Annotated in this window: 22 protein-coding genes; 2 read left to right on the top strand and 20 right to left on the bottom strand. The window is 42.1% G+C overall.

Features of this window, described 5'->3' with window-relative positions; translation table 11 throughout:
• Positions 1-11 precede the first annotated feature (11 nt).
• The 9 genes from ENLAB_RS14860 to ENLAB_RS14820 form a co-directional block, all read right to left on the bottom strand.
• A complete protein-coding gene (locus ENLAB_RS14860) occupies positions 12-437 on the bottom strand; it encodes a hypothetical protein (RefSeq protein WP_086292746.1) in 426 nt (141 codons plus the stop codon).
• A 119-nt stretch (positions 438-556) separates the two neighbouring features.
• Positions 557-1,858 carry an FADH(2)-oxidizing methylenetetrahydrofolate--tRNA-(uracil(54)-C(5))-methyltransferase TrmFO gene (gene trmFO, locus ENLAB_RS14855; protein ID WP_081119147.1) on the bottom strand — a complete coding sequence of 434 codons (1,302 nt, stop codon included), beginning with the start codon at positions 1,856-1,858 and terminating at the stop codon, positions 557-559.
• A 152-nt stretch (positions 1,859-2,010) separates the two neighbouring features.
• Positions 2,011-4,089, bottom strand: a complete 2,079-nt coding sequence (topA, locus tag ENLAB_RS14850; protein ID WP_081119148.1) for a type I DNA topoisomerase — start codon at positions 4,087-4,089, stop codon at positions 2,011-2,013.
• A 142-nt stretch (positions 4,090-4,231) separates the two neighbouring features.
• Positions 4,232-5,110 (bottom strand): DNA-processing protein DprA, encoded by an 879-nt coding sequence (gene dprA, locus ENLAB_RS14845; RefSeq protein WP_194195343.1) that lies wholly within the window; start codon positions 5,108-5,110, stop codon positions 4,232-4,234.
• Between the two features lie 68 nt (positions 5,111-5,178).
• The gene (gene rnhB, locus ENLAB_RS14840) at positions 5,179-5,943 is read right to left on the bottom strand and encodes a ribonuclease HII (protein ID WP_244351838.1); all 765 of its coding nucleotides are present in this window, start codon (positions 5,941-5,943) and stop codon (positions 5,179-5,181) included.
• A complete protein-coding gene (gene ylqF / locus ENLAB_RS14835) occupies positions 5,927-6,793 on the bottom strand; it encodes a ribosome biogenesis GTPase YlqF (RefSeq protein ID WP_016613223.1) in 867 nt (288 codons plus the stop codon). Before ylqF ends, rnhB begins: the two co-directional genes overlap by 17 nt.
• A 423-nt stretch (positions 6,794-7,216) precedes the next feature.
• Positions 7,217-8,122, bottom strand: coding sequence for a class C sortase (locus ENLAB_RS14830; protein WP_244351836.1), 906 nt, complete (start codon positions 8,120-8,122; stop codon positions 7,217-7,219).
• A gap of 22 nt (positions 8,123-8,144) precedes the next feature.
• Positions 8,145-10,013 (bottom strand): SpaH/EbpB family LPXTG-anchored major pilin, encoded by a 1,869-nt coding sequence (locus ENLAB_RS14825; RefSeq protein WP_244351834.1) that lies wholly within the window; start codon positions 10,011-10,013, stop codon positions 8,145-8,147.
• 52 nt (positions 10,014-10,065) lie between these two features.
• On the bottom strand, positions 10,066-13,641 hold the full coding sequence (locus ENLAB_RS14820; protein WP_244351832.1) for a SpaA isopeptide-forming pilin-related protein: 3,576 nt from the start codon (positions 13,639-13,641) through the stop codon (positions 10,066-10,068).
• Positions 13,642-13,974: 333 nt separating this feature from the next.
• Between ENLAB_RS14820 and ENLAB_RS14815 the strand changes: the two genes are divergently transcribed.
• On the top strand, positions 13,975-15,459 hold the full coding sequence (locus tag ENLAB_RS14815) for a helix-turn-helix domain-containing protein (RefSeq protein WP_244351830.1): 1,485 nt from the start codon (positions 13,975-13,977) through the stop codon (positions 15,457-15,459).
• A gap of 134 nt (positions 15,460-15,593) precedes the next feature.
• Here ENLAB_RS14815 and lepB read toward each other — a convergent pair whose 3' ends face one another.
• The 7 genes from lepB to ENLAB_RS14780 all read right to left on the bottom strand — a co-directional run bounded on the left by lepB (position 15,594) and on the right by ENLAB_RS14780 (position 21,102).
• Positions 15,594-16,142, bottom strand: a complete 549-nt coding sequence (gene lepB, locus ENLAB_RS14810) for a signal peptidase I (RefSeq protein ID WP_086292763.1) — start codon at positions 16,140-16,142, stop codon at positions 15,594-15,596.
• A gap of 32 nt (positions 16,143-16,174) precedes the next feature.
• Complete coding sequence (locus ENLAB_RS14805; RefSeq protein WP_244351828.1) at positions 16,175-17,605, bottom strand: S41 family peptidase; 1,431 nt, start codon at positions 17,603-17,605, stop codon at positions 16,175-16,177.
• A 75-nt stretch (positions 17,606-17,680) separates the two neighbouring features.
• The gene (locus tag ENLAB_RS14800) at positions 17,681-17,902 is read right to left on the bottom strand and encodes a YozE family protein (RefSeq protein WP_081119156.1); all 222 of its coding nucleotides are present in this window, start codon (positions 17,900-17,902) and stop codon (positions 17,681-17,683) included.
• The gene (msrA, locus tag ENLAB_RS14795; protein ID WP_216682676.1) at positions 17,895-18,416 is read right to left on the bottom strand and encodes a peptide-methionine (S)-S-oxide reductase MsrA; all 522 of its coding nucleotides are present in this window, start codon (positions 18,414-18,416) and stop codon (positions 17,895-17,897) included. Before msrA ends, ENLAB_RS14800 begins: the two co-directional genes overlap by 8 nt.
• On the bottom strand, positions 18,416-19,066 hold the full coding sequence (locus ENLAB_RS14790) for a YpmS family protein (protein WP_077452560.1): 651 nt from the start codon (positions 19,064-19,066) through the stop codon (positions 18,416-18,418). Before ENLAB_RS14790 ends, msrA begins: the two co-directional genes overlap by 1 nt.
• A complete protein-coding gene (locus ENLAB_RS14785) occupies positions 19,063-20,049 on the bottom strand; it encodes an SGNH/GDSL hydrolase family protein (protein ID WP_081119159.1) in 987 nt (328 codons plus the stop codon). Before ENLAB_RS14785 ends, ENLAB_RS14790 begins: the two co-directional genes overlap by 4 nt.
• A gap of 210 nt (positions 20,050-20,259) precedes the next feature.
• Positions 20,260-21,102, bottom strand: a complete 843-nt coding sequence (locus tag ENLAB_RS14780) for a DegV family protein (protein WP_185932336.1) — start codon at positions 21,100-21,102, stop codon at positions 20,260-20,262.
• Positions 21,103-21,228: 126 nt separating this feature from the next.
• Between ENLAB_RS14780 and trhA the strand changes: the two genes are divergently transcribed.
• Positions 21,229-21,882, top strand: coding sequence for a PAQR family membrane homeostasis protein TrhA (gene trhA / locus ENLAB_RS14775; protein ID WP_077452562.1), 654 nt, complete (start codon positions 21,229-21,231; stop codon positions 21,880-21,882).
• A gap of 61 nt (positions 21,883-21,943) precedes the next feature.
• Here the strand turns inward: trhA and ENLAB_RS14770 are convergent, their stop codons facing one another.
• The 4 genes from ENLAB_RS14770 to ENLAB_RS14755 are packed head-to-tail and all read right to left on the bottom strand — an operon-like array spanning position 21,944 to position 26,100.
• A complete protein-coding gene (locus tag ENLAB_RS14770) occupies positions 21,944-22,432 on the bottom strand; it encodes a dihydrofolate reductase (RefSeq protein ID WP_142962672.1) in 489 nt (162 codons plus the stop codon).
• Between the two features lie 5 nt (positions 22,433-22,437).
• A complete protein-coding gene (locus ENLAB_RS14765; protein ID WP_140965436.1) occupies positions 22,438-23,184 on the bottom strand; it encodes a hypothetical protein in 747 nt (248 codons plus the stop codon).
• Positions 23,185-23,227: 43 nt separating this feature from the next.
• On the bottom strand, positions 23,228-24,175 hold the full coding sequence (locus tag ENLAB_RS14760; RefSeq protein WP_244351826.1) for a thymidylate synthase: 948 nt from the start codon (positions 24,173-24,175) through the stop codon (positions 23,228-23,230).
• Between the two features lie 17 nt (positions 24,176-24,192).
• Positions 24,193-26,100: an ABC-F family ATP-binding cassette domain-containing protein gene (locus ENLAB_RS14755; protein ID WP_244351802.1), complete on the bottom strand. Its 1,908-nt coding sequence runs from the start codon at positions 26,098-26,100 to the stop codon at positions 24,193-24,195.
• Positions 26,101-26,112 lie beyond the last annotated feature (12 nt).

Here is a 26,112-nt window from a genome sequence, read left to right as displayed (position 1 = left end):
CCTAACACTTCCTATTCTATAAAATTTTTACTTTCAACCACCAACGCGATCCCTTTTTTATCAAAATCGACAATGATGACTTTGGTGCCGACTGGCAATCGAACATTGTTTTCACGATCTTCTTCTCGAAAAAACCGAGCGGGATAAACAGAACGTGCACTTTGACTCCCTATTTCCATGACTTCGCCGATTGTGTCTCCGACAATCTTTTCCGTCAGTTCGCCGATCACAAACTCATTGCGGCTAATGACATTGCTGCGGTTTTTGTCTGTGATGCGATTGTAAAGCCACATAAAGGGACCTAACAGCAAACTAAATGCAACAAAGACAACGAAAATGACCCCGACCAAGAGGATCAGCCATCCTAAAAATTGGATCACTGTAGGAAAACGCTGTAAATAGTTTTGAATCAAATGAACCCATTCTCCGATCACCATCTTCACCACCTTCTCTCATTGTTACTGTCTATCATAAGTCACCTTGATTAAAGTTTCAAGACAAATTAAAAAAAAACCTTCTTACCAATTATTAGTAAGAAGGTGTTGACTCATCACTCTTATAGTTGTTCTTTGGCTTTTTCTAAAGCAGCTAACGCTCGATTTGCCAATGCTTCATAACGAGATTTCTTGTCTCTAATTCGCTCTGGAAGTTCTGGCAATAACCCAAAGTTTGCATTCATTGGTTGGAAATGTTTGCCTTCAGCATGGGTGATATAATACGCCATACTACCAATTGTTGTTTCTTGCGGCATAATGATCGGTGCTTCGCCTTTTGCAAGTTTGGCCGCGTTGATGCCAGCCATCAATCCACTGGCTGCACTTTCAACATACCCTTCGACCCCTGTCATTTGACCAGCAAAAAAGAGGTCCTCACGTTTTTTCGATTGATAGGTTTGTTGTAACAACTCTGGTGAATTCATAAAACTATTCCGATGCATCACGCCGTAGCGCACAAATTCGGCCTCTTCCAAACCAGGGATCATCCGGAATACCCGCTTTTGCTCGCCCCATTTCAAATGTGTTTGAAAACCAACGATGTTGTACAGAGAAGCAGCTGCATTATCTTGCCGCAGCTGAATCACTGCGTAAGGACGCTTGCCGGTTTTCGGATCTTCCAAACCAACGGGTTTCATCGGACCAAACAACATGGTTTTCGGTCCACGGCCAGCCATAACTTCGATTGGCATACATCCTTCAAAGAATTTTTCTTTTTCGAATTCTTTCAAAGGGGCCACTTCCGCATTGACTAAAGCTTCACGAAACGCATAAAACTCCTCTTCGTTCATCGGACAATTCAGATAGGCTGCTTCGCCTTTGTCGTAGCGTGATTTCAAATAAACTTTATCCATATTGATGGTGGATTTATCGACGATCGGTGCTGCTGCGTCATAGAAATAAAATCCTTCTGATCCGTTAAAAGCTTGGATCGCTTTGGATAAAGGTTCAGAAGTCAAAGGTCCAGTTGCAATCACGGTGATCCCATCTGGAATTTCAGTGATCTCCTCTTCGATGACAGTGACTAAAGGATGTTCTTTGACACGTTTGGTGACTAACTCTGAAAAATCATCACGATCAACAGCTAAAGCACCCCCTGCTGGAACCGCTGTTTTGTCTGCAGAGGTAATAATCACTGAATCCAAGCGACGCATCTCTTCTTTCAAAACACCGACCGCATTTGTTAAATTGTTGCCTCGTAGTGAATTCGTACAAACAAGCTCAGCAAAATTATTTGTATGATGGGCTTCTGTCGATTTCTTAGGACGCATTTCATAAAGCTTTACTGCAACACCTGCTTGCGCTGCTTGCCATGCAGCCTCGCTTCCGGCTAAACCGGCACCAATAACATTGATTTCTTTCATAGTGCTCTCCTTTTATTTCAAAAGCTCGCCTCTTCTCATAAGAAACTGCTTGTATTAATCAAAAGGACCGGCACTTTCTTTTGTCAGCCAACATCGAGGCTGACCCTTCAAAAGAATGCGCCGATTCTTTTTATAACAGAGAATCCTGTTAGTTATTTTTGCACATTTTCTTCATAGTCGCCATTGATACACACGACTTGCTTGCCGCCTTTGACTTTCTTCTCGACTAAGTAATTATCACATTTCGGACAATTACGGCCTACAGGTTTGTCCCAAGAAGTAAAGTCACAGTCGGGATAGCGGGTACATCCATAAAACAACCGATTTTTTTTCGATTTGCGTTCAACAACTTGGCCTTGGTGACAGACCGGGCACTCAACGCCGATTTCTTTGACGATTGGTTTCGTGTTGCGACAGTCAGGGAAATTGCTGCAGGCATAAAATTTTCCGTAGCGACCTAATTTGATCACCATTGGATGGCCACAAAGATCACAGTCAAAGCCTGCAGGTTCGTCTTTGATTTGGATTTTTTCGATACTTTCTTCTGCGGTCGTCAATTCTTTTTCAAATGGACGGTAGAATTGATCGACGACTTTGACCCATTCTTCTTTCCCAGCTTCAATGCTATCCAAGCTATTTTCCATTTCAGCAGTAAAATGCATATCAACGATTTGCGGGAAGAATTCCTCGATCAATGAATTGACGATCTCACCAAGTTCAGTTGGCTCAAAACGTTTTTGCGTCAATTTCACATAATAACGCCGCTGGATGGTTTCTAACGTCGGTGCATAGGTTGAAGGACGACCCACACCGTTTTCCTCAAGGGTTTTGATCAACGTTGCTTCGCTGTAACGAGCAGGTGGTTGAGTGAAATGCTGTTTCGGTTCAATCGATACAGATTGAACCACATCTCCTTCAACTAACTCTGGCAAGATGTTCTCTTTGTCTTCTTTGCCATCATCGCGCCCTTCCACATAGACCTGCATAAACCCTTTAAATTTGATTTTTGAACCATTGGCAATAAAGATGACACCATTTTGATCCAAAGTAACTTTCATTGTATCCAAAATCGCCGGCGTCATTTGACTAGCCACAAAGCGAGACCAGATCAAGCGATACAGTTTTAGTTGGTCTTTGTCTAAGAATTTCTCCATGGCTTCTGGCGTACGCATCACACTGGTTGGTCTTACCGCTTCATGGGCATCCTGCGCCCCTTGTGCATTCGCGCGTTTTTTGCCACCGTGCGCTGAAAACTCTGAACCATAGGTAGTTTCAATAAATTCTGCCGCTTCGCCTTTGGCTGTGTCTGCGATTCGGGTCGAATCGGTACGCATATAGGTGATCAAACCGACGGTGCCTTGTTTGCCAAGGGCGATCCCTTCATAGAGCTGCTGTGCAACCATCATGGTTTTCCGCGTTCGAAAGTTCAGTTTACGGGCTGCTTCTTGTTGCAAGCTACTGGTGGTAAAAGGTGCCGCCGGGTTGCGTTTGCGTTCTTTCTTTTCAACCTTCGTCACTTGAAAGTCTTTACCAGAAAGGCGATCAGTGACTTCTTTAATACTTTCAGCATTCGGTAATTTTTTCTTTTTGCCATCTAGGCCCCAAAAATTGGCTTTAAATTTCTTCGTGGCTTTTTTAAAGTTCCCATCGATGCTCCAGTATTCTTCAGGCACAAAATCACGGATCTCTTTTTCACGATCAATAATGATCTTAAGCGCCACCGATTGAACACGGCCAGCACTCAATCCTTTTTTCACTTTACGCCAAAGGATCGGGCTCAATGAATACCCCACCAATCGGTCTAAAATCCGTCGCGCTTGTTGGGCATCGACGAGATCCACATCGATCGTTCTTGGCTCTTTGAAAGCTGCTTTGACGGCATCTTTGGTGATCTCATTAAAGACGACTCGGTTTTTATCTTTTAAATCTAACCCTAGCAGAAAAGCTAAATGCCAAGCAATGGCTTCTCCTTCTCTATCCGGGTCACTTGCGAGGTAGACTTTCTCGGCTTTTTTTGCAGCTGAACGAAGGCTTTTGATCACATCGCCTTTGCCACGGATCGAAATGTAATGCGGCTCATAGTCATTTTCGACATCAATTCCCATTTTACTTTTAGGGAGATCACGAATATGACCGACACTTGCGACGACTTTGTAATTTCGTCCAAGGTATTTTTCAATGGTTTTCGCCTTTGCTGGCGATTCCACGATTACTAAATATTTATATGCCATATAAAGAATGGCTCCTTCCTGAATTTTTCCTACTATTATATTCTATCAATCAGTGAACCTATCGTATGCAGATGAAACATACAAATCGTAGCTTATCATAGCTTTCAAGAAAAGGTTTGTCAAGGAAGGTTGATTGGAAAAATCAAAAAAAGGCTAACTCCTGTAAAATATCTGACACACTAATCGTACATTTTGCGCCATCTTGAATCAAGTGGTGACAACCTTTTGACTGATCGGAAATCATTTCACCAGGTACTGCAAAAACTTCTCGGCCATTTTCCATTGCTAATTGTGCTGTAATCAAAGAACCGCTTCTTTCTTTAGCTTCAATCACACAGATCCCTTTTGAAATACCAGCAATGATGCGATTGCGCAAGGGAAAGTGATGTCTTTGCGGTTTAGTATCATGAGAATATTCACTCAGTACTAGATGTTCTTGACGAATCTGCTGAAATAATGGAAACGCAGAAGCAGGATAACAATGGTCCAACCCAGACGCAATCACGGCAATAGTTTTCCCACGATTTCTGATGGCTGATTCATGGGCAAAACTGTCAACACCATTTGCCAATCCACTGACGATCGTATAATTTTCCGTCACTAGCGGTGGAATCAGCTTTTCGCAAACTTTACGCGCGTAGAGAGAAGCTGTTCTTGCGCCGACAAAGCCAATCATAGTCGTTTGTAGCAATTGCAGATTTCCTTCATAAAAAAGCATCAATGGTGGGTCCGCAATTTGTCTTAAAAGCATCGGATACTCCGCCGAAAAAAAGGTGAGGTAGTTTTGTTCCCCCATCTTTTGTGTGATGTGCTCTTCTGTCAATTGTTCCCATGATCGCCGAAAAACCGCACGGTGCTGTGGAAGGACGCCGATGGCAATCATCTCTTCCAACGAACAACGCATCTCTTTTGTTTCCAGCCAATACCAAATAATCTTCCAGCAGCCTTGCAGACCGATTCCCTGACAGTAGTACAGTTTTATCAACTGTTTTTCAAAATCTGTTGCTTGTTGATATTTCATAAACAAAGCCCTCTTTTCTTAGTGATCTTACTTATAAGATTCGCTAAAAAAAGAGGGATGGATGAAATTTATAGGTATTGTTTAACTGGAGCAAAGGTTTTTCGATGAATAGGGCAAATTCCATGGGCAGCTAACCCTTCTAAATGAACTTTGGTCCCATACCCAGCATTTTGATCAAACCCATAAAAAGGATACACATCATGAAAATCTTTCATTAAATTGTCACGATAGACTTTGGCAATGATACTTGCTGCGGCAATCGAAATGGAGCGGGCATCGCCTTTGATCAAGCTTTGTTGAGGGATGTCGGTCTCGATCGTCATCGCATCAATGAGCAAATGTTCCGGCTTGACCGCTAAGTCGATCAAAGCTTCTTTCATCGCCAGGCGGCTCGCTTGATAGATATTTATCCGATCGATTTCTTCAGGACTAACCACACCGATACCGACAGCAACGGCTTTATTTTGAATTTCGATAAACAGTTCTTCTCTTTTCTTCGCAGAAAGCTGTTTTGAATCATTTAACCCCAAAATCTGGCATTCTTTAGGCAGAATCACCGCAGCTGACACCACGGGTCCTGCTAAAGGTCCGCGCCCTACTTCATCTAAACCGGCGATAAAACGGGCGCCTTGTTGAAATGCTTCGTTTTCAAAACGCATCATTTCTTCATATTTCTCCCGCAAAAGCTGCTGTTTGACTAATTGTTTCTCATATTGTTGCAACAGCTTTTGGACCCCCGCGCGTTCATCTGCTAGCAATTCCTGCAAAAATGCCGGGTCATTAAAGGTTGGATCAAATAATCGCTCTTTGATTATCTTAATCGATTGTTTCATCTTGACTTTCCATTTCCTCCACTCGATCTAGTGTGTAACGGCCTAATTTTCCTTGCCGAATGTCAAAGACAACAAGTTCGCTTCCTCGATCATAATTGTCTTTATAGCCACGTTTTTCCGTGATCTTCATTAAAAGGTCTGGCGCTAATAACGCCTCTTCCTCCGCCTTTAATTGGTAACGATTGGCGATTCTTTCAGGATAATAACGAGCGAAAAAATCAAGTCCATACAATGCGATATCATCCAAATGGATCAGCTGGTCTTTGATCGCTCCGGTCAATGCCAGCTTCTTGCCGATCTCTGGATCTTCAAATTTTGGCCATAAGATCCCGGGCGTATCTAGCAGCTCTAGATCAGTCCCGAAACGCAGCCATTGCTGTCCTTTGGTCACACCAGGTTTATTGCCCGTCTGAGCAATTTTCTTCCCTACTAAGCGGTTCATCAAGGTTGATTTTCCGACATTCGGGATGCCGATCACCATCGCTCGAATCGCACGGGGTTTCAATCCTCTGGCTTTGTCACGAGCAATTTTTTCCTTCAAAACTTGCTTAGCCGTCGGGACAATCGCTTTGACGCCTTGATTGTCTTGGGCGTTGATCGCCAAGGCTAAATAGCCTTGTGCTTGGAAATAATGCTCCCATTTTTTGGTTTGAACGGGATCTGCTAGATCCGCTTTGTTGATCAAGATCAAACGTGGTTTTTGCTGTAATAATTGATCCAGCATGGGGTTGCGGGATGAAATCGGCAAGCGTGCGTCCACGAGTTCAAAAACGATATCCACGAATTTTAATTTTTCACTTACTTCACGTCTGGCTTTCGCCATATGGCCTGGAAACCATTGAATGGTCATTTGAACGTTTTCCTCCTTGGTACTTCTTCGAATTGGTAAAAAGACAGTAGTGTCTAAATCCCTGCAGTATATACCTAACAAGAACGAGGACTATTTGCTCTAAAACCATCAGAGAAACTAGTCACACTGGGCATTTTGCTGAAATTGCTTTAGGACAATGTTCTTGTTCCAACCTCGTGCATAGGTAAAGCTTTCAGCGCGATTCTCATGCGTCATACGCGCTTTCTCGCTTTTTAATTTTGGGGAAGTGGTTGGAAAAAGCTTGTCTATCCACTCATTCTTCCTTTTTTCTGACACCTTTACCATTAGACCGACTGTTTTTTACTACCTTTTATCTTCGTTATTGTACCATATTTCACACGACATGTTTCGTTCTGAGTAAGGTTAACAAGTCATTTTCTAGTGGATCTAGAGGAAAACCTGCTATCTTTGCTTCTTATCACTGGGAGTGAACAAATCATGCTGTTTTTTTCTTTTGATTCTGCTAATCACCAGCAGGAGTAGTAATAGTATGGTGCTTACAACTAGCAGCACCCACAAATCCTGCTGGTTTGCTTTTTTTGCGGCATTTGTTTCATTTTCTTCATTGTAAGGAACCCTTTTGCCGCGAACCAATAAACGATGGCTATTGACCATATAGGGTGTGCAGGTCAGTAAGGTGACATAATCACTGCCTTTGACAATTTTTAGTGCTTCGGTATCATCAGGGGCGACCGTTTTGATCTGATCTATTTGATACGCCAACGTATCATCAAACGTTTCGATATAAAACGCATCGCCGATCTGCAGCTTAGGCAGATCCGTAAAGAGGGTTGCACTCGTTAACCCACGGTGTCCGCACAGAACTGCATGGGTATCTTCCCCACCTATTGGATACGAAGCGCCCTCCAATAATGTTGCGCCTCTTTTTAACAACGTATCGGTGGTTTGATCAAAAATCGGGAGAAGAACACCAATCAAAGGGATCTTTAAAACGCCGATCGTATGTCGTTCATAGTAATCAGGGGTGTCGACTGATTCTGAGTCCTTTGTTTCTGCTGAAGCTTGCGTTTCTTTGATTCCAGGATTACTTGCCCGCTGTGCCAGTTCTTGATTCGTTCGTTCCAACTGGTTCCTCTTTTGCTGTTTTTCTATTTCACTCATTTTTTTGGTTTGGCTTTGGTAGTAACTGATCAACTGCTGATCCAAAAAGGTGTTGAGTTGATTACTTACAAAAGGATAACTGATGATCAGGACTCCTATCAGCAGCAAAATACCCATTAAAACATCCAACAAAGACACTTTTTTAGTAAGTGTTTTCGCGCCATTTCTTTTCCTTTTGATCGTCATCGTGCATCTTCATCTCATTTACTTACCCTTTCCGTTTTACAAAGTAACACCCAGCTAAACCAACGATCACCACTCCGATGGCGCCCAATAAATACGTGCCGACACCACCAGTTGCCGGTAAAGTTCCTTTGCGGCGGTTAGGGACTTTTTCAGGTTCTAGCAATTGCTCTTTCGTTCCATAGGATGTTTCATGGACTTCAAAAGCGATGCGATTTGTTAACAGCACATAATTTTTTGGTGCTTTTACTTCTTCCAAATAGTAGGTGCCAAATTTCAACCCGATAATGTCGACTAATCCATCTGCACCTGTGGTAAATTTCGTCGCTTCATCCGCTGTTTGCACCCAAGATACCTGTTTGGTTCCCTCTTCGATTTTCAAGTAGTTGGCCTCATCACGGTCTTGATCCCGTACAACAAAAACTGCATCTGCCAATGCTTCGGTAGCGGTCACAGCCCCATCGACTTTTAAAAACCGTTTGCCCCCTGTCAAAACTTCCACGCTTGGAGGCGTTTGATCCGTCATGAAATCCGTTTCTACATTTGCTTCATTCGTAAAGCCATTGGTAGGCATAGCCTGTTCATTTAAATACATATAATACACAAAGCGTAATTGATTTCCCGGCGTTAATTGCGGCAAAAATTCTGGATTGATAGTTACCGTAAAGCCATGCTCTTTTTCCGTTACTTGGTAATTCGTCGCATCGATTTTCTGCTCTCCATCATACAACGCATACCCTGTTTCTCCTTCAGCTGTATTTTCAAAAGTTAATGCTGGATCATGGGCATCGATCAATTGAAAATGTTTGTATTTGTTTTCAGCTCCTACTTTATCTTGAATACCTGATGGGATATTGACCGTTAGGTGATATTGGATTCTTTCGCCGATCTCCACGTCTTTTCCGTCTAATTGTGGTGTTGTTTTGGTAACATTTGTTGTGTCATTCTTGATTGTTAGCTCAACAGTAACGTTACTTCCTGAATCAATCGTGAAATCCTTGATCCTTTCTTCCTCGATTAAGGCGGCTTGACTTGGGGCTTTCGTTTCCTCTAATTGATAGGCGCCTGTTTCTAGTTGTGCAATCTTTAGCTGTCCTTTTTGGTTCTCACTCACATTGATACCAGCGTCTCCGGCAGCATATTGTTTCCCTGTTAAAAAACGATACGCTGCTTGTTTGTCGGTCGTCCACGTATAGAGTCCATCAGCTGCACTTAAAATATATTTCTTAGTCTGTTGGTTTCCTTCTTGCTTTGAAACAACAAATTCCGCATTATTCAGTGGTTCGTTTTCCCCCGTTCCTCGCTTATTCACAAGGAGCGTTCCTTCATTTGTGACGAGATTTTTCGGATAAAGATGGATCGTGTCAAGCTCTTCTTCTCCATATACATAAGAGCCATCTGCTTGTTGGATCATTTCATACACAGGAAAGGCGATCACCATATTCTCAGCAGAGGTAACGCCGTCTTTAGGTTCTTCCACAATGGTGTAAACAGCATCCCGATCGGCTTGTTTTTTCGGCAATTCAAAAATCAAATCACCGGCTGTATCTGTTTTCCCGCTAGCTACAGGAGAACCTGGCGTCAAGTTTTGGACTTGACGCTTAGCTTCTTCAACAGATGCCCCTGCAGATCGTTTTTCGTAATAGGCTGCTGTCACATCATAGACAGAAAAAGTAACATCGGCTAACCCTTGGTATTGATCAAACTCTGCCATCTCGGTCCCACTATTTTGAATCAATGAACCTGGTAGATTGACCATTTTCTTTTTATGCAGATGAACCTGTGCCAAATTGGTCTCTGCGGATACTTGCTGATTTTTTGTTCCAAAAAAGACAAATGGCAAAAGTATAAAAAGGAGCCAAATTATGCTCGTATGATTAAAAATCTTTTTCATTGTTCTTTCCTCTCTTCTAAATTTTTTTGTTTTTCTTTCGCTAATGGAAGAATTACTTTAATGAAGGCTTATCTTTGCGCTTAACGTACAAATAGCTTCCAGCTAAAAGGACTAGCAGACTTGCTGAAAGAATCGCCATCCATCCATGCCAATTCCCTCCGGTTTCAGGAAGAGACACTTTCACTTGATTGGTTACGATCAATTCTATTTGATTGTTCTTTTCTCCAGAAACAAGAAGATTCGGTTGTCGTTCTTCATCGATAAAGACCTGACCATCCTCTTCAATCTTGATTTGGACAGGTACTGTTAAACCTGCATAGCCTGCGGGTGTACCAGTTTCTTCCAAGGTATAGCTGCCGGGTGTAAGATCTTGGAAGTGAAATACCGCTAGTGCTTCTCCGTTTTCAGGCAGTTCGACAGTCCGTCCGTTTCCACTTAGCCGGAATTTTGCCCCCTCAAGTGCTTGTCCCAGTTCATCCTGTTTATTGACCACCAGATCAAATGGTTTTAACTGATTGGCGTGGGTAAGGGTCCAACAATTGGCATCCCCATCGACGTTTTCCCCTTGATACTGGATTTTTCCGTCTGTACCAACGACAAATTCATAATCACCGGCAACCGTATCGTATCCAAGCGGACCGGCTGTTTCTGTGATGCGATAAGACCCTGGTTCCCCGATTATAAATCCGGCGAGTCCAGCATCATCCGACGTTTCTGAGGCGATTTCTTGATAATCCCCCGTTGCAGTTTTTTGTTGCAGAGAAAAGACAGCCCCAGCTAACAGTACTTGCTGTTCTTTTTGTACCGTGTATTTTCGAATAGCGACTGGAATTTCTGTAAAGGGATTGGTGATCTCCAGCGTAATCGTATGATCGTCCAGTGTGACGGGTTGCCCATCAATCGTCGCATGCCCTTGCGCATCGACATGAATCTGCCACTGGGTTTGCTCAGCCAAGTGATGTCCCGCCGGTGCAGTGATTTCCTTTAAACGATACGTCTGACTTTTTTGCAACGCAGTATCTGCTGGTAGCCCGTACGTTCCATCCCCTTGATCCACAAGGGTCACTGTCTCCCCTGCCCCCGTCAATTCAAAAACGGCACCTGTCAACTTCACCTCTCCTACAGCGGATTTTTTGATCAGGTTTAATGCCAGGGGCACAAACGTCTTTGTGTTTTTCCATGTATAAGCGTCCACTTTTGTCGCTTCATAGCCTGACACTGTTCGTTCACTTGTGACTTGATAATCAAAAGTTTCTCCTTGGTTATTATAAAGCGGCAGTAGACGGGTTTCTTCGTAATTCGTTCCATCCTTTTCAGAAACCGCGGGAACCTTGCTTCGTTCCCAAGTTGTCTGATCTTGCGCATCGGTCTCAGTAAGTTCGAGATATCCTGTTTGCCAGCTCTCCTTGCTAGTAACCGGGCTTCTACTTATTTCAAAATAAACGGATTCTGGGCGACTTGACACATCACCATCGTATTCCTCCCAGACTTTTTTGACCGTCAACTCCTTACCAGATGCTTTGGCAGATGGCACACCAAACAATGCCTTTTGATCGGATTGATGATTCGGATAAAACACCGTTTCACCATTCATTTGATACCAAGTATCTGGTTTAAAATCCGCTGTTTCTGTTTGAATCCGCACTTGATAATGAATTTGCAGTTCCTGTCCTTCGCCTAAATAAAGACTAGAAGCGTTGAGGGTATTGTCAGATACCGTGACCTCAGGCTGCACCGTTAGATCAGCAGAACCGACACTTTTGATGGACAAGCTATTTTCTTCGTATAAAAATGGCTGCGAAATGGGGTCAGTAATCTCTCCATCAGTGACTGTCGCCGAAATATGAAGGGCTTTTTTCTCGAGATAGTCGGCAATATCCGCTGCTTCATTGGCTGACTCATAATAAAGATGCCCCTCTTCATCTGCAGAAACCATCTGTCTCATTTTGTTCTCAACATCGGCCTTTGTATATCCAGCTGTTTGATCTCCTTGCAGTTGAATCCCCAATCCGTGAATCTCAATCCCGCGCTCTTTTAACGCCATCGCCTCACCGATCGTAGCGACAAACGTATTGTCGATCCGTTTAGAGTTACCGTATTGATCAGGTGCAAAATACCAATCGTGGATAAACGATGTATTCATGGGCTGATCTTGAGTAAGTGAAAAGGCGGTTCCATAATAACTGTCGTCTGCTTGCGTCTGCACTTTGGACACATGGTAACTGTAAGTAGGCACGCCATCTGTTAGCAAAACGATGACTTTCTTATGTCCATTTTGCGTCGATAGCATATCCCCTGCTTGGCGCAGCCCTCTTTGGGTAAAGGTTCCCCCAGCTGCAGTTTCTGGCGTCATGGTCCGGATCGTCTCTTTGACTTCCGAAAATTTTCCTAATTGGCAGATTTTGTTTTGGTAATTGCTACCATCACTGGAATAACCGACATAGCCCATGTAGACACTGTCTTGAATGCCGCTTCCTTCAATTTGATTCAAAAAGCGATCCACACCTTTTTTTACTTCAGTGATGCGTCCCATCTCATTCATACTGCCTGACCAATCCACGACCAACACGACATCGATGGGATCGACTTGACGTTGAACATTCCCTCGAACATTTAGGTAAACATCAAATAGTCCCGGGGTAATCGTCTCTTTGGCAAATTTTCGCAGAGCGAAATCTGCTTCGTCACCTACACCACCATACTCAATATACGAGTTGGTCACATTTTCTGGATCACCATTCCAGGTAGTTACGCCATCCCAGGTTTCTCCTGCATCCTTGTTCCCCTGATGATTTAAGACGTTACTCTTTTCATCGGTTTTCCAATTCGCCGAAGCATACGTCCCGCTTTGGTCTGTCGTATAATCTGGTTCAATCGAAGCAAAAGCCTGTGAAACGGTCATTTTTTGATAAAGACGTTCTTGTTTAAACGGTTCAATGAGTGTTTCATCTTCAGAAGAACTTGACGTCGTTCCTGTTTCCTTTGTCTCTTCCTGCGTTTCTTCGTTAAAAACACCTTTTGAGTCTTCATTCGACACTTGTTCCGAAGTTGACTCCGTGCCGGTTTCTGCAGCTTGCGAGTCAGTTGAGCTGACTTCCACCCTATCTGAGGAAGCAGATTCTGTCGCAAGCGGAATATCAACTATCAATTCATCCAAAGACGCCAATTTGTGCGACTCTTGATTTTCATGATCATATTCTTCAATCTGAAGCGCCAACTTCAGTTTTTTTGTTTCATTGGGTAGTTGAAACGTTACTTCTTGTTCACAGGGTGTTTTCAAGAAGTCTTGTGTTGTTAGCCAAGACTGTGCAGATTCATCCTCAATAAAAACCACCTCTTTGTTGTTCGTTTTCGTTAGCGGTTGTTCTTTCGTTTCATCCAGTGCATATAATTGCAGCCAGATGCGTTGCTGCTTGTTTTTTTGTGATAGCTGATAACGTAAAGTAAATTGATTGCCCTCCCGTTGACCTGTCAGCTTGATCTGCTCCGTTTCGGTAATAGCGATCGTATTTTCTTCTTGTGCACTTGCTGTCCCATTTGTTTGCAAACCTGAATAAATAATGAATAATATCCCCCCTAACATACAGAAAATGAAAGAGAACCAGTGGTGTCTCTTTGCAAAAAACATAAAAAGACCTCCTTTCGAATTACAAGCTGATCATACAAAAAAGAAGAACAATACACCGCTTTTTTTCATTTTCAGAAAAATGGGAAAGCTCTCATTTTCGTGCGTTATTTAAACAGAATTTATGCGCAGATTTTCTGATGAAAACCTATCAGTTTATGTTATTTAAAAGCTGAAAAAAAGCAACAATTTTCAAATCCTTTTTGTATTTTTCTTCTTTATGAGACACTTTTTGAAAAGATTTGTCTCAGTTTTTATTAAAAAAAGCAAAAGTTTTGAGACGTGTCTTTACACAGTTATATAAATAAGTTATTACTAAAATAAGAAGGTGATCATTTGATTGAAAAAATACTCTTAGATTCCCGAGCATTAGACAAAATCGGACTCTACGGAAAATTATTATCAATTGCTCCGGGTGAATACAACATAGAGTTCGTGAAAAATCTGACCCATTTAAGTACAACGAGATTGAAAAGTTTACTTTCCTCGATCCAAGAGGACCTGCAAAACCTTTCCCCAGTAAATCTTTCATTACATAAAAACACCCTCAGTCTCCCTAAAAATTTGATTGAATACAATCAATATCAGCAGTTTTTAGCCCAAGTAAGTATTTCTTATAAAATGTTGTTAAGTATCTTGACCAACCAAGATGAAAGCTTGCTGGCATTTTGCCAAAGAAACTATATCAGTCGTTCGACTTGTTTCCGACAAACTAAAAAGCTGCAGGATCATTTAAAGGAATTCAACATAACCTTAAATCAATCGGCTATGACGCTTACCGGTTCAGAGATGGTGATTCGCATCTTGTTGTTTAATTTTATCTGGCATATTTCTTTAGGAGATAGTTTGGCACAGGCATTTAATCAAGAGATCGAAGAGTTATTTGTTACCTATGAAGGAACAAAATACCAAAGTAAATATGAAATTGGTAAAAAAGAAGCATTACTCCATTGCAAAATTTGTCTTTTCCGGATCAAGGATGGTCACTCAACGAATCTTTATGAATTAACGAATAAGTCCTTTATTCCCAGTTGCGAAAGTCTTGATTTCTTTTCTGCTTTCTTTAAGCTCATTGATTCAGCAATAGACATTCTTGAGATCAATTCATTGTTTTTTCTTTTTTATTACTGGCCGATGCTGACTTCCGCAAACGATGTGCGTCTGCCGATCGTTGCAAATTGTTACAAGCATGAAAAACAGGAACTAAAAGAACTGATGACTGAATTTGAAGACCATTGCCAAAAATTTCTCTGCGATTTTGACTTTGATCACCAATCGTTTCTTTATATGAATACATATCTTACCTTGCTGAAATTTTGCATATTCAAGCAAAAAGTCCCTCTTTCCAATTTTTTCGAAGCAAACGTGATCAAAGATAAATACCCATTACATACGATTTTGACAAATACCATTCAAAGTTTTTGGCGTAAAATAGCAAATCGTAAAGGTTATGAATGGTTGAAAACCTGTTATGCCGATCTTGCCTTTTATCAAGCCTGTTTGCTTTACCCCGTTTACATCGAAAAGAAACAGAAATATAAGCTTAAAGTTGCTTTCGTCTATGTATCCAATTATTTGGTTTCAATGGAAGTTTTTAATATATGTGAGCGACTACCATTCGTTGCGATAGAGCGGATCACACTGCCAACAGAAGAACCATTTGATTTTTATATCCTGAGTGCGCCTCAGCTTTTCCCTCCATATACAACCGAAAAGAATTCGGCAATCATTGATTTTTGTCGCTATTATGACTTTGAAACAGATCTCTGTCAGAAATTACTGGCTGCTTTTAATGAAAAAATCAAAAAGTTGACGGGTTAAAATCAACTGGCGCACTTCGGCAAACCTAAGGAAGTCTTTTGAAAAAGATTGAAAGCTATACAAATAACCCCTTGGAATCAATCGATGAATCCAAGGGGTTATGCATTATTTGTCTGTGTGTATAATTACATAGTTTAAATCAACCGAATATGGGTCAATGGATAATAAACAAAACGAGCATTGCCTAAAATAGCCTCTCCTGATATTGGTCCAAAGGAACGACTATCTTTGGAGGCACGTCGATTGTCACCAATGACAAAGTAACTATCTTTCCCTAATTTCTCAACGCCTAATAAAGATTCTAAATCAAAATCATTGGTATAAGAAGCAGACTCGTGGTCATTGCTACGGTTTTTCACTAGAAAATCTTCATCTACTGGTTCATCATCAATGTAAAGCTGATCATTGACATATTTCACTGACTCACCCGGTAAGCCAATCACCCGCTTGATATAGGTCGAACCATCCGGCAGTTGGAAAACAACGACATCAAAACGTTGGATCGGCGAAATCTTCTCAATGACCACCATGTCTCCTTGTTTTAAAGTTCCTTCCATCGAATTTCCTTCAACAGGAACTGGGATCAACAAGAATGCCCGAATCAAGAAGGCTGTTGCAAAAGCGATCAACGCATATTTCACTACTAGCCAAAAACGATCAACCCAAAGTTTTTTTGACTCCACACGTCTGCCTCCTCTCCAACTTTTCACTTAGTTTATTGTTCAGAAAGCAAGGACAGTGCTTTTAAGTATGCTGGGTCCTCTGCTTTGAGTTTCGCCGTTACTTCTTTTTCAATTGCTTGGGCCGTGTCTGCATCAACTTCCCCAGTTCCCTTTAAATCATGGGCTTCTTGGAAGGACTGCACAGCTGCGGTCGTCTCATCATTGAAGGTATCACCACTGGTTGAATACCCCAACGCTTTAAGAAACTGATTTAGATTGTTGACTGCCGTTGACGATTGGCCAGCTTTTAAAGCATGGTCCCGTGGTAATGGCGGGAAATACGCATATTCTGGATAGTCCTCTTCATAATCCGGCATCACACCTTGATCATTGACCCAATTTTCATTCGGGGTCAACCATTTCATGACCGTCATTTTTAATTCACTGTTATCCCCCAGATCCTTCACATTCTGGACAGTCCCCTTACCAAAGGTTTCCGTACCAACGACTGGAATATCCGCTGATTCTTGCAAGGCTGCAGCAAAAATTTCCGATGCGGAGGCACTGCCTCCATCGACTATAACAATGACCGGCTCTGTGACTTTGAATCCTTCGTCCAAGGTTTCACTCGCTTTGGTTTCACTGATTACCCCTTGGTTATTGGCAAATTTCACGATCGTTTGACCGTTTTCCAAAAACATACTCGCCATGATCTGGACTTGGTCTAGCAGTCCACCAGGATTTTGTCTTAAATCTAGTACAAACGACTTTGCACCGGCTTCCCGCAGTTCGGTGATGGTTTCTTTCAACTCAGCTGCCGTGTTTTCACCAAAGGAAGTAATGTCGATACGACCGATCGTTTCATCACTTTCAGCGATTTCTCCATGAACCGTTTCGATGGGGATCACATCCCGAGTAATCTCCACATCAAATGTGTCCTCTCCACGTTGAATCGTTAAGGTGACTTTCGTCCCTTTCTCACCACGAATCTTACCCACGACTTCAGATAATTCTTGTCCCTGCGTATCTTCACCATCTACCTTGACGATTCGGTCATTCATTCGCAGGCCGCTTTTTTCAGCAGGCGTATTTTTTATCGGGGCTTGTGCGACTTCTGGATAGTCTTCCACGATCGACAAGGTAGCACCAATCCCTTCAAAACTGCCAGAAAGTGATTGTTCTAAGTTATCCGCATCCGATTGATTCAAATACGTTGTATAAGGATCATCTAGCGCATCAGTCATTCCCTGTAGGGCGCCTTCTATCAAGGCATCCTCATCGACTTCTTGGTAATAATTCGCGAGGATCTGGTCATATAGCGACTGGATTTTCTCCATCCCGCTGGCTTCTGTGCTCGTTTCTGTCACCGGTTGCGTCGTCTGCTGATTTTGCTGAGCCGTTTGCCATAAATAGACACCGCCTCCTGACAAAATTGCGACACAAACGAGAGAAACGATATATCGGCTCGTCGTTAAACCTTTCATTCACAACACCTCTCTGAGAAAAAACAGCTTCGTTCTGTGGATTTTATGCAACCATACAAAACGAAGGACAGTTTTTTATTTGTTATTTTCGAGATACTCTGCCCAGATACGATCAAAAATATCCATGGACGGCAAATAATCAACGCTTAGTTCCAGATAAGAAGAAACTTCATCATAATCATCACTGTGTTTTGGAAACTGAATATCATGACTTGCATGAGTGGCAAAGATCTGAGCCTCATCTGTATGACTCGGACCTTTGACTGCCATTAAATAGCTATAAAAACTTTTACGCATGATCTTGCTCCCAATGATTTTCTAAAAAGGCTGCTCTACGAGCGTGATTGCGAGCAAAATTCTCAGGATTCTTTTTGTAATACTCTTGATGTTCTTCTTCCGCTAAATAAAAGGGTTGGGCTGGTTCGATCGTGGTCACGATCGGATCGGTAAAGCGACCGGAAGCCTGAAGTGCCTCTTTGCTGGCTTCGGCTTTTTGTCGTTGCTCTTCATTAAAATAGAAGATAGCCGGACGATAATTGTCGCCACGATCTTCAAATTGCCCAAAAGCATCCGTTGGATCTGTTTGCTGCCAATAAATCGTCAAAAGGTCTTCATAACTGATTTTTTCAGGATCAAAGATGATTTCCACTGCTTCGGTATGCCCGGTTTGATGGCTTTTGACTTCTTCATAGGTTGGATTTTCGGTATGTCCTGCGGTATAGCCAGAAAAAATCGAATGCACGCCCTCTAGTTCATCAAAGGGTTGGATCATACACCAGAAGCACCCACCGGCAAAAATTGCTCGTTCCATTATTCATCCTCCGTTTCAGCTGGTAAATATAAACTCATTTGAATTTCATCATCCACAAGATTGATTTTGTTGGCTTTGATAAACAAGCCGTTTTGCATACGGAACTGATCCAATCGAATCAAAATAATTTGTTCATCGGCATTGACATCGATCCATTCAGGAAATTTAAAACTACGTTTGATCATTTTCATCACTTCACTGGTGGGCAGATCCAAGGTGCCGATTGATAAGCTTTTGGCCTTTAATTGGACATTGCCTTCTTCCGTCACGTAAGGATCAAAATAGAGATAGAAAGTGATAGGAAATCCTAATACTTGAAACTCTCCTGTTAAGAGTGCTTCATTTCTTAGCTCAAAATTATATTTGACCTCTTGATCCTTTTGAAAATCAGATAGATAAAAATCAATCAATTGATTGACTTGGCTTTTGTTGCTGTTAACGGTCAGAACAGGACTGCCCTCCCGTTGAACAAGTTCGGCACTTTCATTTAAGCCGGTTTCTCGCTGCTGAAAAATTCTTGAAGCAAAGAAAACCGTTGTCCCTAAAAGGATACCGACCAACACTAGGAAGGCAATTTTCCAGTAGTTGATCGCTTTTTTATTCGTTGTAGCTGTTTTTTCCGGCTGCTTCGTTGATTCGCTTGGTTTCATTTTGTATCCTCCTCTAGCAACCAATAGTTTTGCGTTTTGATCACTTCATCGCGAACGGCATTCGCCATCAGTTGATACCCAAGATTATTGGGATGGAAGCGATCGCCTTCATACAAAACATTGTTTGTAATGTTATTTCCAACGGCTTGCGATGAATCAGTGGTCGTTGAAGGACTACTTTGCGTTTCATCCGAAGCTGTCGTTGATGAATCAGATAAACTTTCTGAATCCGATGATTCGGCAGTTCCCTCTGATTCCCCTCCTTCGGTATCAGCAATACCGACCTCATCACTTAACCCTTTATAGAGCAAATCGTTGATAGGAATAAAAAAGGCCTTTTCTTGCTGATTAACGAACGTTTCCGTTTGCTTATTCCAGTTATCAATGATCGTTTGCATATCCGTGATTTCTGGGAAATTCAGATAAAATGGATTGTAGATGCCCAAGACATAGATTGGTGCATCACTATTCAAATCGCGAATTTGAGCAAACAAGTCTTTTAAACGTTCTTTGTAATCTTCCATCGGTTCCGTAAACGTCTCAATGCTCAAGCCGAAGAAATTGCTCTGAATCACTTTTAGTACATCGTTACCGCCGACAGTCAAGGTAATCAAATCCGCTTGACTGAGGTCTTGCCGCAAGTCTTCATCATTTTTGACTCGCTTTAAAATCTGATCACTTCTTTCACCAGCGACCCCATAATTTTTGGTTACCAAATTGTTCAAATCATAGCGGTCCTCTAAATCCCCCGCTAAAATTGGCACAAAGCCGCCACGAGCTGTCTCATCACCAACCCCTTCCGTTAATGAATCCCCAAGTGCGAGATACTCGATGGCGGATTTTTTTGAATCATTGGCCGCCAGCTTATTAACAGGGGTCAACAGTGGTTGCGCTTTGGGAACAGCAAAATGAAACAAGAAGCCAGTTCCAATGGCTATCAGTCCCACAACAAGTAAATAAGTTACTATTTTTTTCCATTTCACAGGTATTCAAACTCCTTTGTAATCTTTGCTATTTTAACAAAATTCTCATAAAATTCCTAGTCGCAATCCTTCAAACTTAAGAAAGAAAACAGCTCCCTACTCTCTGAGTAGACAAAAATCGCAGCTTCATTCTGCTTTTTCTTCTTTTCAGCTTTTCATACACCAAAAAGCGATTCGTCATCAAACGAATCGCTGAAAGAAACATCCTTTTTATTCCGTACTGTAAGTAATCGCAAAAGCACCTTTGCCAGTGTGAGTGGCGATGATCGGTGTTGTGTGAAGCAATGGGATCTCCAAGTCAGGAAACAGTTCTGCTAGTTCTTTTTGGAAACGTTCCGTGATTTCTAATCCTTCAGCATGAGAAATACCAATTTTCGTCACTCTAGGCATATTCTTCAATTCTGCTTTTAATTCCTCAAACCATTTATTAAACGTCTTGACACCGCGTCCTTTGACGACTGGAATCAGTTCTGAATGATCAAAATCCATGATCACTTTCATGTTCAGCAAACTCGATAAAAGACCTTTGGCACGACTGATACGACCGCCTTTTACTAAGTTTTCTAACGTTGAAACGCCGATAAATAATTTCGTATGTTCACGCACCAAATCCACTTCAGGTAACACTTCTTCTAGTGTCTTACCGGCTTTAGCCAATTCAGCTGCCCGAATCACTTGAAAAGCCAGCGCTTGATCTGTTGTGTCGCTATCGATCACCGTGACTTTGGCTTTTGATAAATGACTGGCTTGACGAGCCGCTTCCACGGTTCCGCTCAGGCCTTTGGTCATATGGATCGATAAAATTTCACTGCCATCTTTGCCTAATTCATCATATAATTCTACAAAATGACCGATCGGCGGCTGGCTAGTTTTAGGTAATTCTTTGGCTTGCGCCATCATTTGCATAAATTTTTCTCCCGGTAGCGTTTCATCATCTGGATAAACGACACCATCAATCATTACAGATAAAGGCACAACATGGATAGCCAAAGCATCACGGACACTTGGTTCCATCGTACTGGAAGAATCTGTCACAATTTTAAGATTTGCCATCATATATTCACTCTCTCTTTAAATCAAGTCTTTTTTCATGGTAAAATAACCACAGACCATTTATACTAAGTATAACAGAGAGAAAATTTTTTTTCATCTAATTTCGATTCGAAAGGACGGTGCCGAATGCAGCACATGAAGTTTAGTCGCAGATATTTGATCGTCAATGAAGTATTAAATGCAGTAACCCACGGGATCGGATTAGGACTGAGTATCGCAGGACTGGTCATTCTCTTAATCAAGGGGGCAAATCTAGGGTCACCTATCCACATCGTTTCCTATGCCATATATGGGTCAATGATGATTTTGCTCTTCCTCTTTTCTACCTTATTTCACAGTTTGATTTTTACCAAAGCAAAAAAGGTCTTCCAAGTCTTTGATCATGCCTCCATTTTCTTGCTGATCGCTGGAAGCTATACTCCTTTTTGTTTGCTTAGTATCCAAGGCTGGCTTGGCTGGTCACTCTTCGTCTTGATTTGGCTACTCGCAATTAGCGGCATCGTTTATAAGTCACTGACTCTTCATAAAAAAGAGACCGTCTCTAAAATCTCCACCCTGATCTACATCATCATGGGCTGGCTATGTGTAATTGCCTTTAAACCTCTGATCGAGCATTTAGGCTATTGGGGAACATTTTTACTAGCAAGCGGTGGTGTTTCTTATACTGTAGGTGCGCTATTCTATAGTTTAAAATCCGTTCGATTCATGCATGTGGTTTGGCACTTATTCGTTATGTTAGGTGCTGGACTAATGTACTTCTCCGTCTTGTTTTATACTTAAACAGTAAGCGCGATTAAATAAAAGATCAGGGAACCTTCATTAGAGAAAGATCCCTGATCTTTTATTTTTTATGATAAAACTCGAATCGATGAGGATAATGGTTTTTTTCATCGATGATCCCATCGACCACATGATCAAGTTTCCATTGCGTCCAATCAATCTCTGGGAAATACACATCTCCATTAAATTCCGCACCGATCACTGTACGGTACAATTGATCGCAATCGTCAATCATCGCTTCAAAAACACCCGCTCCACCAGTTAAAAAAACTGGATGCTCTTGCTGCTTCACATACGTCAAAATTTCCTCACGGTCATGCATCACCAAGGCACCGTCGGCTTGATAATCTCGATCACTTGTCAAAACGATCGTCGTCCGTTGTGGCAACAATCTTTTTCCCATGCCTTCAAAGGTTTTGCGCCCCATAATGATCGTATTATTGATGGTTTGCTCTTTAAAAAATTTCAAATCATTCGGCAAATGCCACGGCAGTGTGCCATCCGCTCCGATCAACCCCTTTTGATCTTGTGCCCAAAGTGCGATCAACATAAATATTACATCCCTTCTGTATAAAATGATTCAGAAATATCCGCAGCGACTTGCAGTCGCTGCATCAGCTGAAAAGCCGATTCATGCTCAAATGGATCTTTGTTGCGTTCATCAAAGCGCAAGCCATCACAGGCTTGGTAAACAATTGTGCCGCCACTTCTTTGGACATTTCTTGGCCATTCTCCATCGTTTAAACGCGCGTTGTTGTTTTTCAGCAAGGTCGGTATCAGGGAGATCGGAAAGAGAGCACTGCCAGCTGCGACATCAATTTCTTCTATTTGAAAAAAGTCGGTGGCGATCTCGTTGATCAAGCACTCCGTTCTTTGCCACGTTTGCGGATGACTCGCAAATGCCCTTGCAGTTCGTCCTAGGATACAATACGTATTCTCTGGTAATGGCTGTTTGCTTATTGCCACAAGTTCTTCTGGGTACGTCTCTATCCACGTCACTACGCGATCAAAATCACAAATATGCAATGAATCCAGCATTGGTAGGTTGTGCTGTGCAGCAAAAACAAGCCTTCTGCGGGCATCTGCCGCTCCTTTTGCTGGTATAAAAATGGCAGTGCACTGCTGATTTGAACGAATGGCTTCTTTTAGCTCCGGCACCGTTTCTTCGGATACGGATAGCCAAACTGCATCATAGTGCTGATCCAAGAAATCAATGACTTGCTCAATGAGCACTGCATGAATCGATCCAGCATGTCTCTGATGAAAGGTCGCCGCAAAGCCTCGTTTGTGGGTATTTTCCATTACGCCTCATTCCTTTCTTTATGAAATGAAACCAAACAACCACTTAAACTGCAATCGGCGCTTTGATCGTTGGATGCGGATCATACCCAACCAGCGTAATATCTTCCATTTCAAAATCGAAGATCGATTGTTTTTCAGGATTTAACTGTAAGGTTGGCGCAGGACGCACTGTACGAGTCAATTGTTCTTTCATTTGTTCCATATGATTGCTATAAAGATGAGCATCGCCTAATGTATGGACAAAATCTCCGACTTCTAGTCCAGTTTCATGAGCAATCAGGTGCGTCAATAGCGCATAACTAGCAATATTGAAGGGAACACCTAAAAAGACATCGGCACTGCGTTGATACAACTGACAGCTTAAGCAACCCTCATGAACATAAAATTGAAACATTGTGTGACAAGGCGGCAACGCCATCGTCGGTACATCTTCTGGATTCCAAGCAGAGACGATCAAGCGACGAGAGTCTGGCGTTGTTTTGATCATGTCGATCACTTCTTTGATTTGATCGATAAACCCACCCGTACTTTTTTCCCAATGCCGCCATTGGTACCCGTAAACATGACCCAAATCGCCGAAAGTTTCAGCGAAAGCATCATCGGCTAAGATTTTTTCACAAAACTGTTTCAACTCATGTTGGTACTGTTCATTGAAAGCTTCATCCACCAATGAACGGCGACCAAAGTCTGTCATATCAGGACCTGTATAAGCATCACTTTTAATATAGCGTTCAAACGCCCATTCATCCCAAATGTGGTTATTATGCTCTAGCAGATAACGAATGTTGGTATCTCCTTTTAGAAACCATAATAATTCACTTTTGATCAAACCAAAAGGAACTCTCTTGGTTGTCAACAATGGAAAGCCTTGGGACAGGTCAAAACGCATTTGGTGACCAAAGACACTGCGCGTTCCCGTTCCTGTACGGTCGCTTTTATCATTGCCTTCTGTTAAAATCTTTTTTCCTAGCTCTAAATATGCTTGTTCCATCGTTTTTCTCCTTTACTCTAGACAAATTCGCTCAAATATTCCCAACGATCCATTTTTTCTGCCAGTTGCGTTTCAACCTCGCTGATTTCTTGCTGTAATTTTTGGAGCTTCGTAAAGTCCGCACCTTGATGATTCATTTCTTCAGTTAAAGCGGCTGCTTTTTCTTCTAATGCCGCAATATCATCCTCAATCGTCGCCCACTCTTTTTGTTCCATATAACTCAGTTTCTTTTTGACAGGCGCTGCAGCAGTCGCCTCACTTTCAGCAGAATGTGAATCGGTTTTTGTTTCTTTTGGCTCTAGTACACTCGAACTAGCTTTATTGGTATTGGCTGCTAGATATTCATTGATGGAACCAAAGTAGGACTTAATCTTGCCATTTCCTTCGAAGATCAGCAATTTTTGGGCAACTTTATCTAAAAAGTAACGGTCATGAGAAACAGTGATGACTGCACCTGGAAATGTTTCCAAATAATTTTCCAAAATCGTCAAGGTATCAATATCCAAATCGTTGGTTGGTTCATCTAACAAGAGAACATTTGGCTGTCCAATCAATAGCTTGAGTAAAAATAGTCGTCGTTTTTCCCCGCCAGACAGCTTGCCGATCTTGGTGCCATGCATGGATCGCGGAAACAAAAACTGTTCCAGCATTTCTGCGACACTGACTTGTGAGCCATCCACTTTTTGCACTTCCTCGGCTGCTTCTTGCAAATAAGCAATCATTCGCTGATCAGGGTTCATCGCTTCAATCGTTTGCGTATAATAAGCCATTTTCACCGTCACGCCCATCGTACGCTCCCCTTCTTCTAAAGGCAGGCGTCCAGCTAAAATATTGAGCAACGTTGATTTGCCCGCACCGTTTTCTCCTGTGATCCCTAAGCGTTCTCTTGATTGAATCAACAAATCAAAGTGTGACAAAATCGTTTTATTTTCAATCTGGAAACTCGCATCTTTTAGTTCTAAGACTTGTTTGCCTAAGCGTGTCGTAGCAACATCAATGGCCACTTCGCCGTTCCGTTTTACTTGATGTAGGTTTTCTTTTAAATCATCGAAACGATCGATCCGGGCCTGTTGTTTCGTTGTACGGGCTTTTGCACCAGTACGAATCCAAGCCAACTCATGTTTGTACAACTGCTTGCGCTTGTCTTCTTGCGTCTCCTCCACACGTTCTCGTTCTGCTCGAGCATGAAGATACGTCTCGTAATTGCCTTGATATTCATGCAACTTGCCAAAGGACAATTCAAAAATCCGATTAACGACTCGATCCAAAAAGTAGCGATCGTGGGTCACCATCAGTAACGCACCCCGATAATTCTTTAAATAGCCTTCCAACCATTGAATTGCATCATAGTCCAAGTGGTTAGTCGGTTCATCCAATAACAACAGGTCTGGTTCATCGATCAACACTTGAGCCATAGCTACTCGTTTCTTTTGACCTCCAGATAACTCACTGACCTTTTTCTCTAACTCACTGATCCCAAGCTTTTGTAAAATAATCTTGGCAGTTGTATCTGTATTCCAAGCATCGGCTTTATTCATCGCTTCTTCTGCCAACTGATAATTCCGTTGCGTTTGTTGATCCAAGCCATTATTCTCTAAGGCAATCAGCGCTTTTTCATAGTCACGAACAACGCGAATCAGCGGACTTGTGCCTTGAAAAACAGCATCTACAACCGATAATTCTTCTTGTAACTGATTGTCTTGAGCCAAGAAACCGATGCGATAATCTTGGGCGGCAAATACCGTTTGGCGATCGCCATCTCCGCGATCCAAACCGGCTAAGATCCGTAACAAACTCGATTTTCCCGTGCCATTGACACCGATCAAACCGATTCGATCTTTTTCATGTATCAGAAAAGAAAGCTGATCAAACAGTGTTTTTTCACCGTAAGTTTTGGTTAATTCACTTACTTTTAATTCTTTCACAGAATCCCTCCT

This window comes from Enterococcus innesii, from assembly GCF_022846515.1.
In the GTDB taxonomy this organism is placed as follows: domain Bacteria; phylum Bacillota; class Bacilli; order Lactobacillales; family Enterococcaceae; genus Enterococcus_D; species Enterococcus_D innesii.
This window is presented reverse-complemented; position numbering and strand designations above follow the sequence as displayed.

What these genes read in the sequence shown, in the direction of transcription:
- ENLAB_RS14860 (WP_086292746.1), bottom strand. Translation starts at nt 437, where the DNA reads ATGGTGATCGGAGAATGGGTTCATTTGATTCAAAACTATTTACAGCGT.
- trmFO (WP_081119147.1), bottom strand. Translation starts at nt 1,858, where the DNA reads ATGAAAGAAATCAATGTTATTGGTGCCGGTTTAGCCGGAAGCGAGGCT.
- topA (WP_081119148.1), bottom strand. Translation starts at nt 4,089, where the DNA reads ATGGCATATAAATATTTAGTAATCGTGGAATCGCCAGCAAAGGCGAAA.
- dprA (WP_194195343.1), bottom strand. Translation starts at nt 5,110, where the DNA reads ATGAAATATCAACAAGCAACAGATTTTGAAAAACAGTTGATAAAACTG.
- rnhB (WP_244351838.1), bottom strand. Translation starts at nt 5,943, where the DNA reads ATGAAACAATCGATTAAGATAATCAAAGAGCGATTATTTGATCCAACC.
- ylqF (WP_016613223.1), bottom strand. Translation starts at nt 6,793, where the DNA reads ATGACCATTCAATGGTTTCCAGGCCATATGGCGAAAGCCAGACGTGAA.
- ENLAB_RS14830 (WP_244351836.1), bottom strand. Translation starts at nt 8,122, where the DNA reads ATGACGATCAAAAGGAAAAGAAATGGCGCGAAAACACTTACTAAAAAA.
- ENLAB_RS14825 (WP_244351834.1), bottom strand. Translation starts at nt 10,013, where the DNA reads ATGAAAAAGATTTTTAATCATACGAGCATAATTTGGCTCCTTTTTATA.
- ENLAB_RS14820 (WP_244351832.1), bottom strand. Translation starts at nt 13,641, where the DNA reads ATGTTTTTTGCAAAGAGACACCACTGGTTCTCTTTCATTTTCTGTATG.
- ENLAB_RS14805 (WP_244351828.1), bottom strand. Translation starts at nt 17,605, where the DNA reads ATGAAAGGTTTAACGACGAGCCGATATATCGTTTCTCTCGTTTGTGTC.
- ENLAB_RS14800 (WP_081119156.1), bottom strand. Translation starts at nt 17,902, where the DNA reads ATGCGTAAAAGTTTTTATAGCTATTTAATGGCAGTCAAAGGTCCGAGT.
- msrA (WP_216682676.1), bottom strand. Translation starts at nt 18,416, where the DNA reads ATGGAACGAGCAATTTTTGCCGGTGGGTGCTTCTGGTGTATGATCCAA.
- ENLAB_RS14790 (WP_077452560.1), bottom strand. Translation starts at nt 19,066, where the DNA reads ATGAAACCAAGCGAATCAACGAAGCAGCCGGAAAAAACAGCTACAACG.
- ENLAB_RS14780 (WP_185932336.1), bottom strand. Translation starts at nt 21,102, where the DNA reads ATGGCAAATCTTAAAATTGTGACAGATTCTTCCAGTACGATGGAACCA.
- trhA (WP_077452562.1), top strand. Translation starts at nt 21,229, where the DNA reads ATGCAGCACATGAAGTTTAGTCGCAGATATTTGATCGTCAATGAAGTA.
- ENLAB_RS14770 (WP_142962672.1), bottom strand. Translation starts at nt 22,432, where the DNA reads ATGTTGATCGCACTTTGGGCACAAGATCAAAAGGGGTTGATCGGAGCG.
- ENLAB_RS14765 (WP_140965436.1), bottom strand. Translation starts at nt 23,184, where the DNA reads ATGGAAAATACCCACAAACGAGGCTTTGCGGCGACCTTTCATCAGAGA.
- ENLAB_RS14760 (WP_244351826.1), bottom strand. Translation starts at nt 24,175, where the DNA reads ATGGAACAAGCATATTTAGAGCTAGGAAAAAAGATTTTAACAGAAGGC.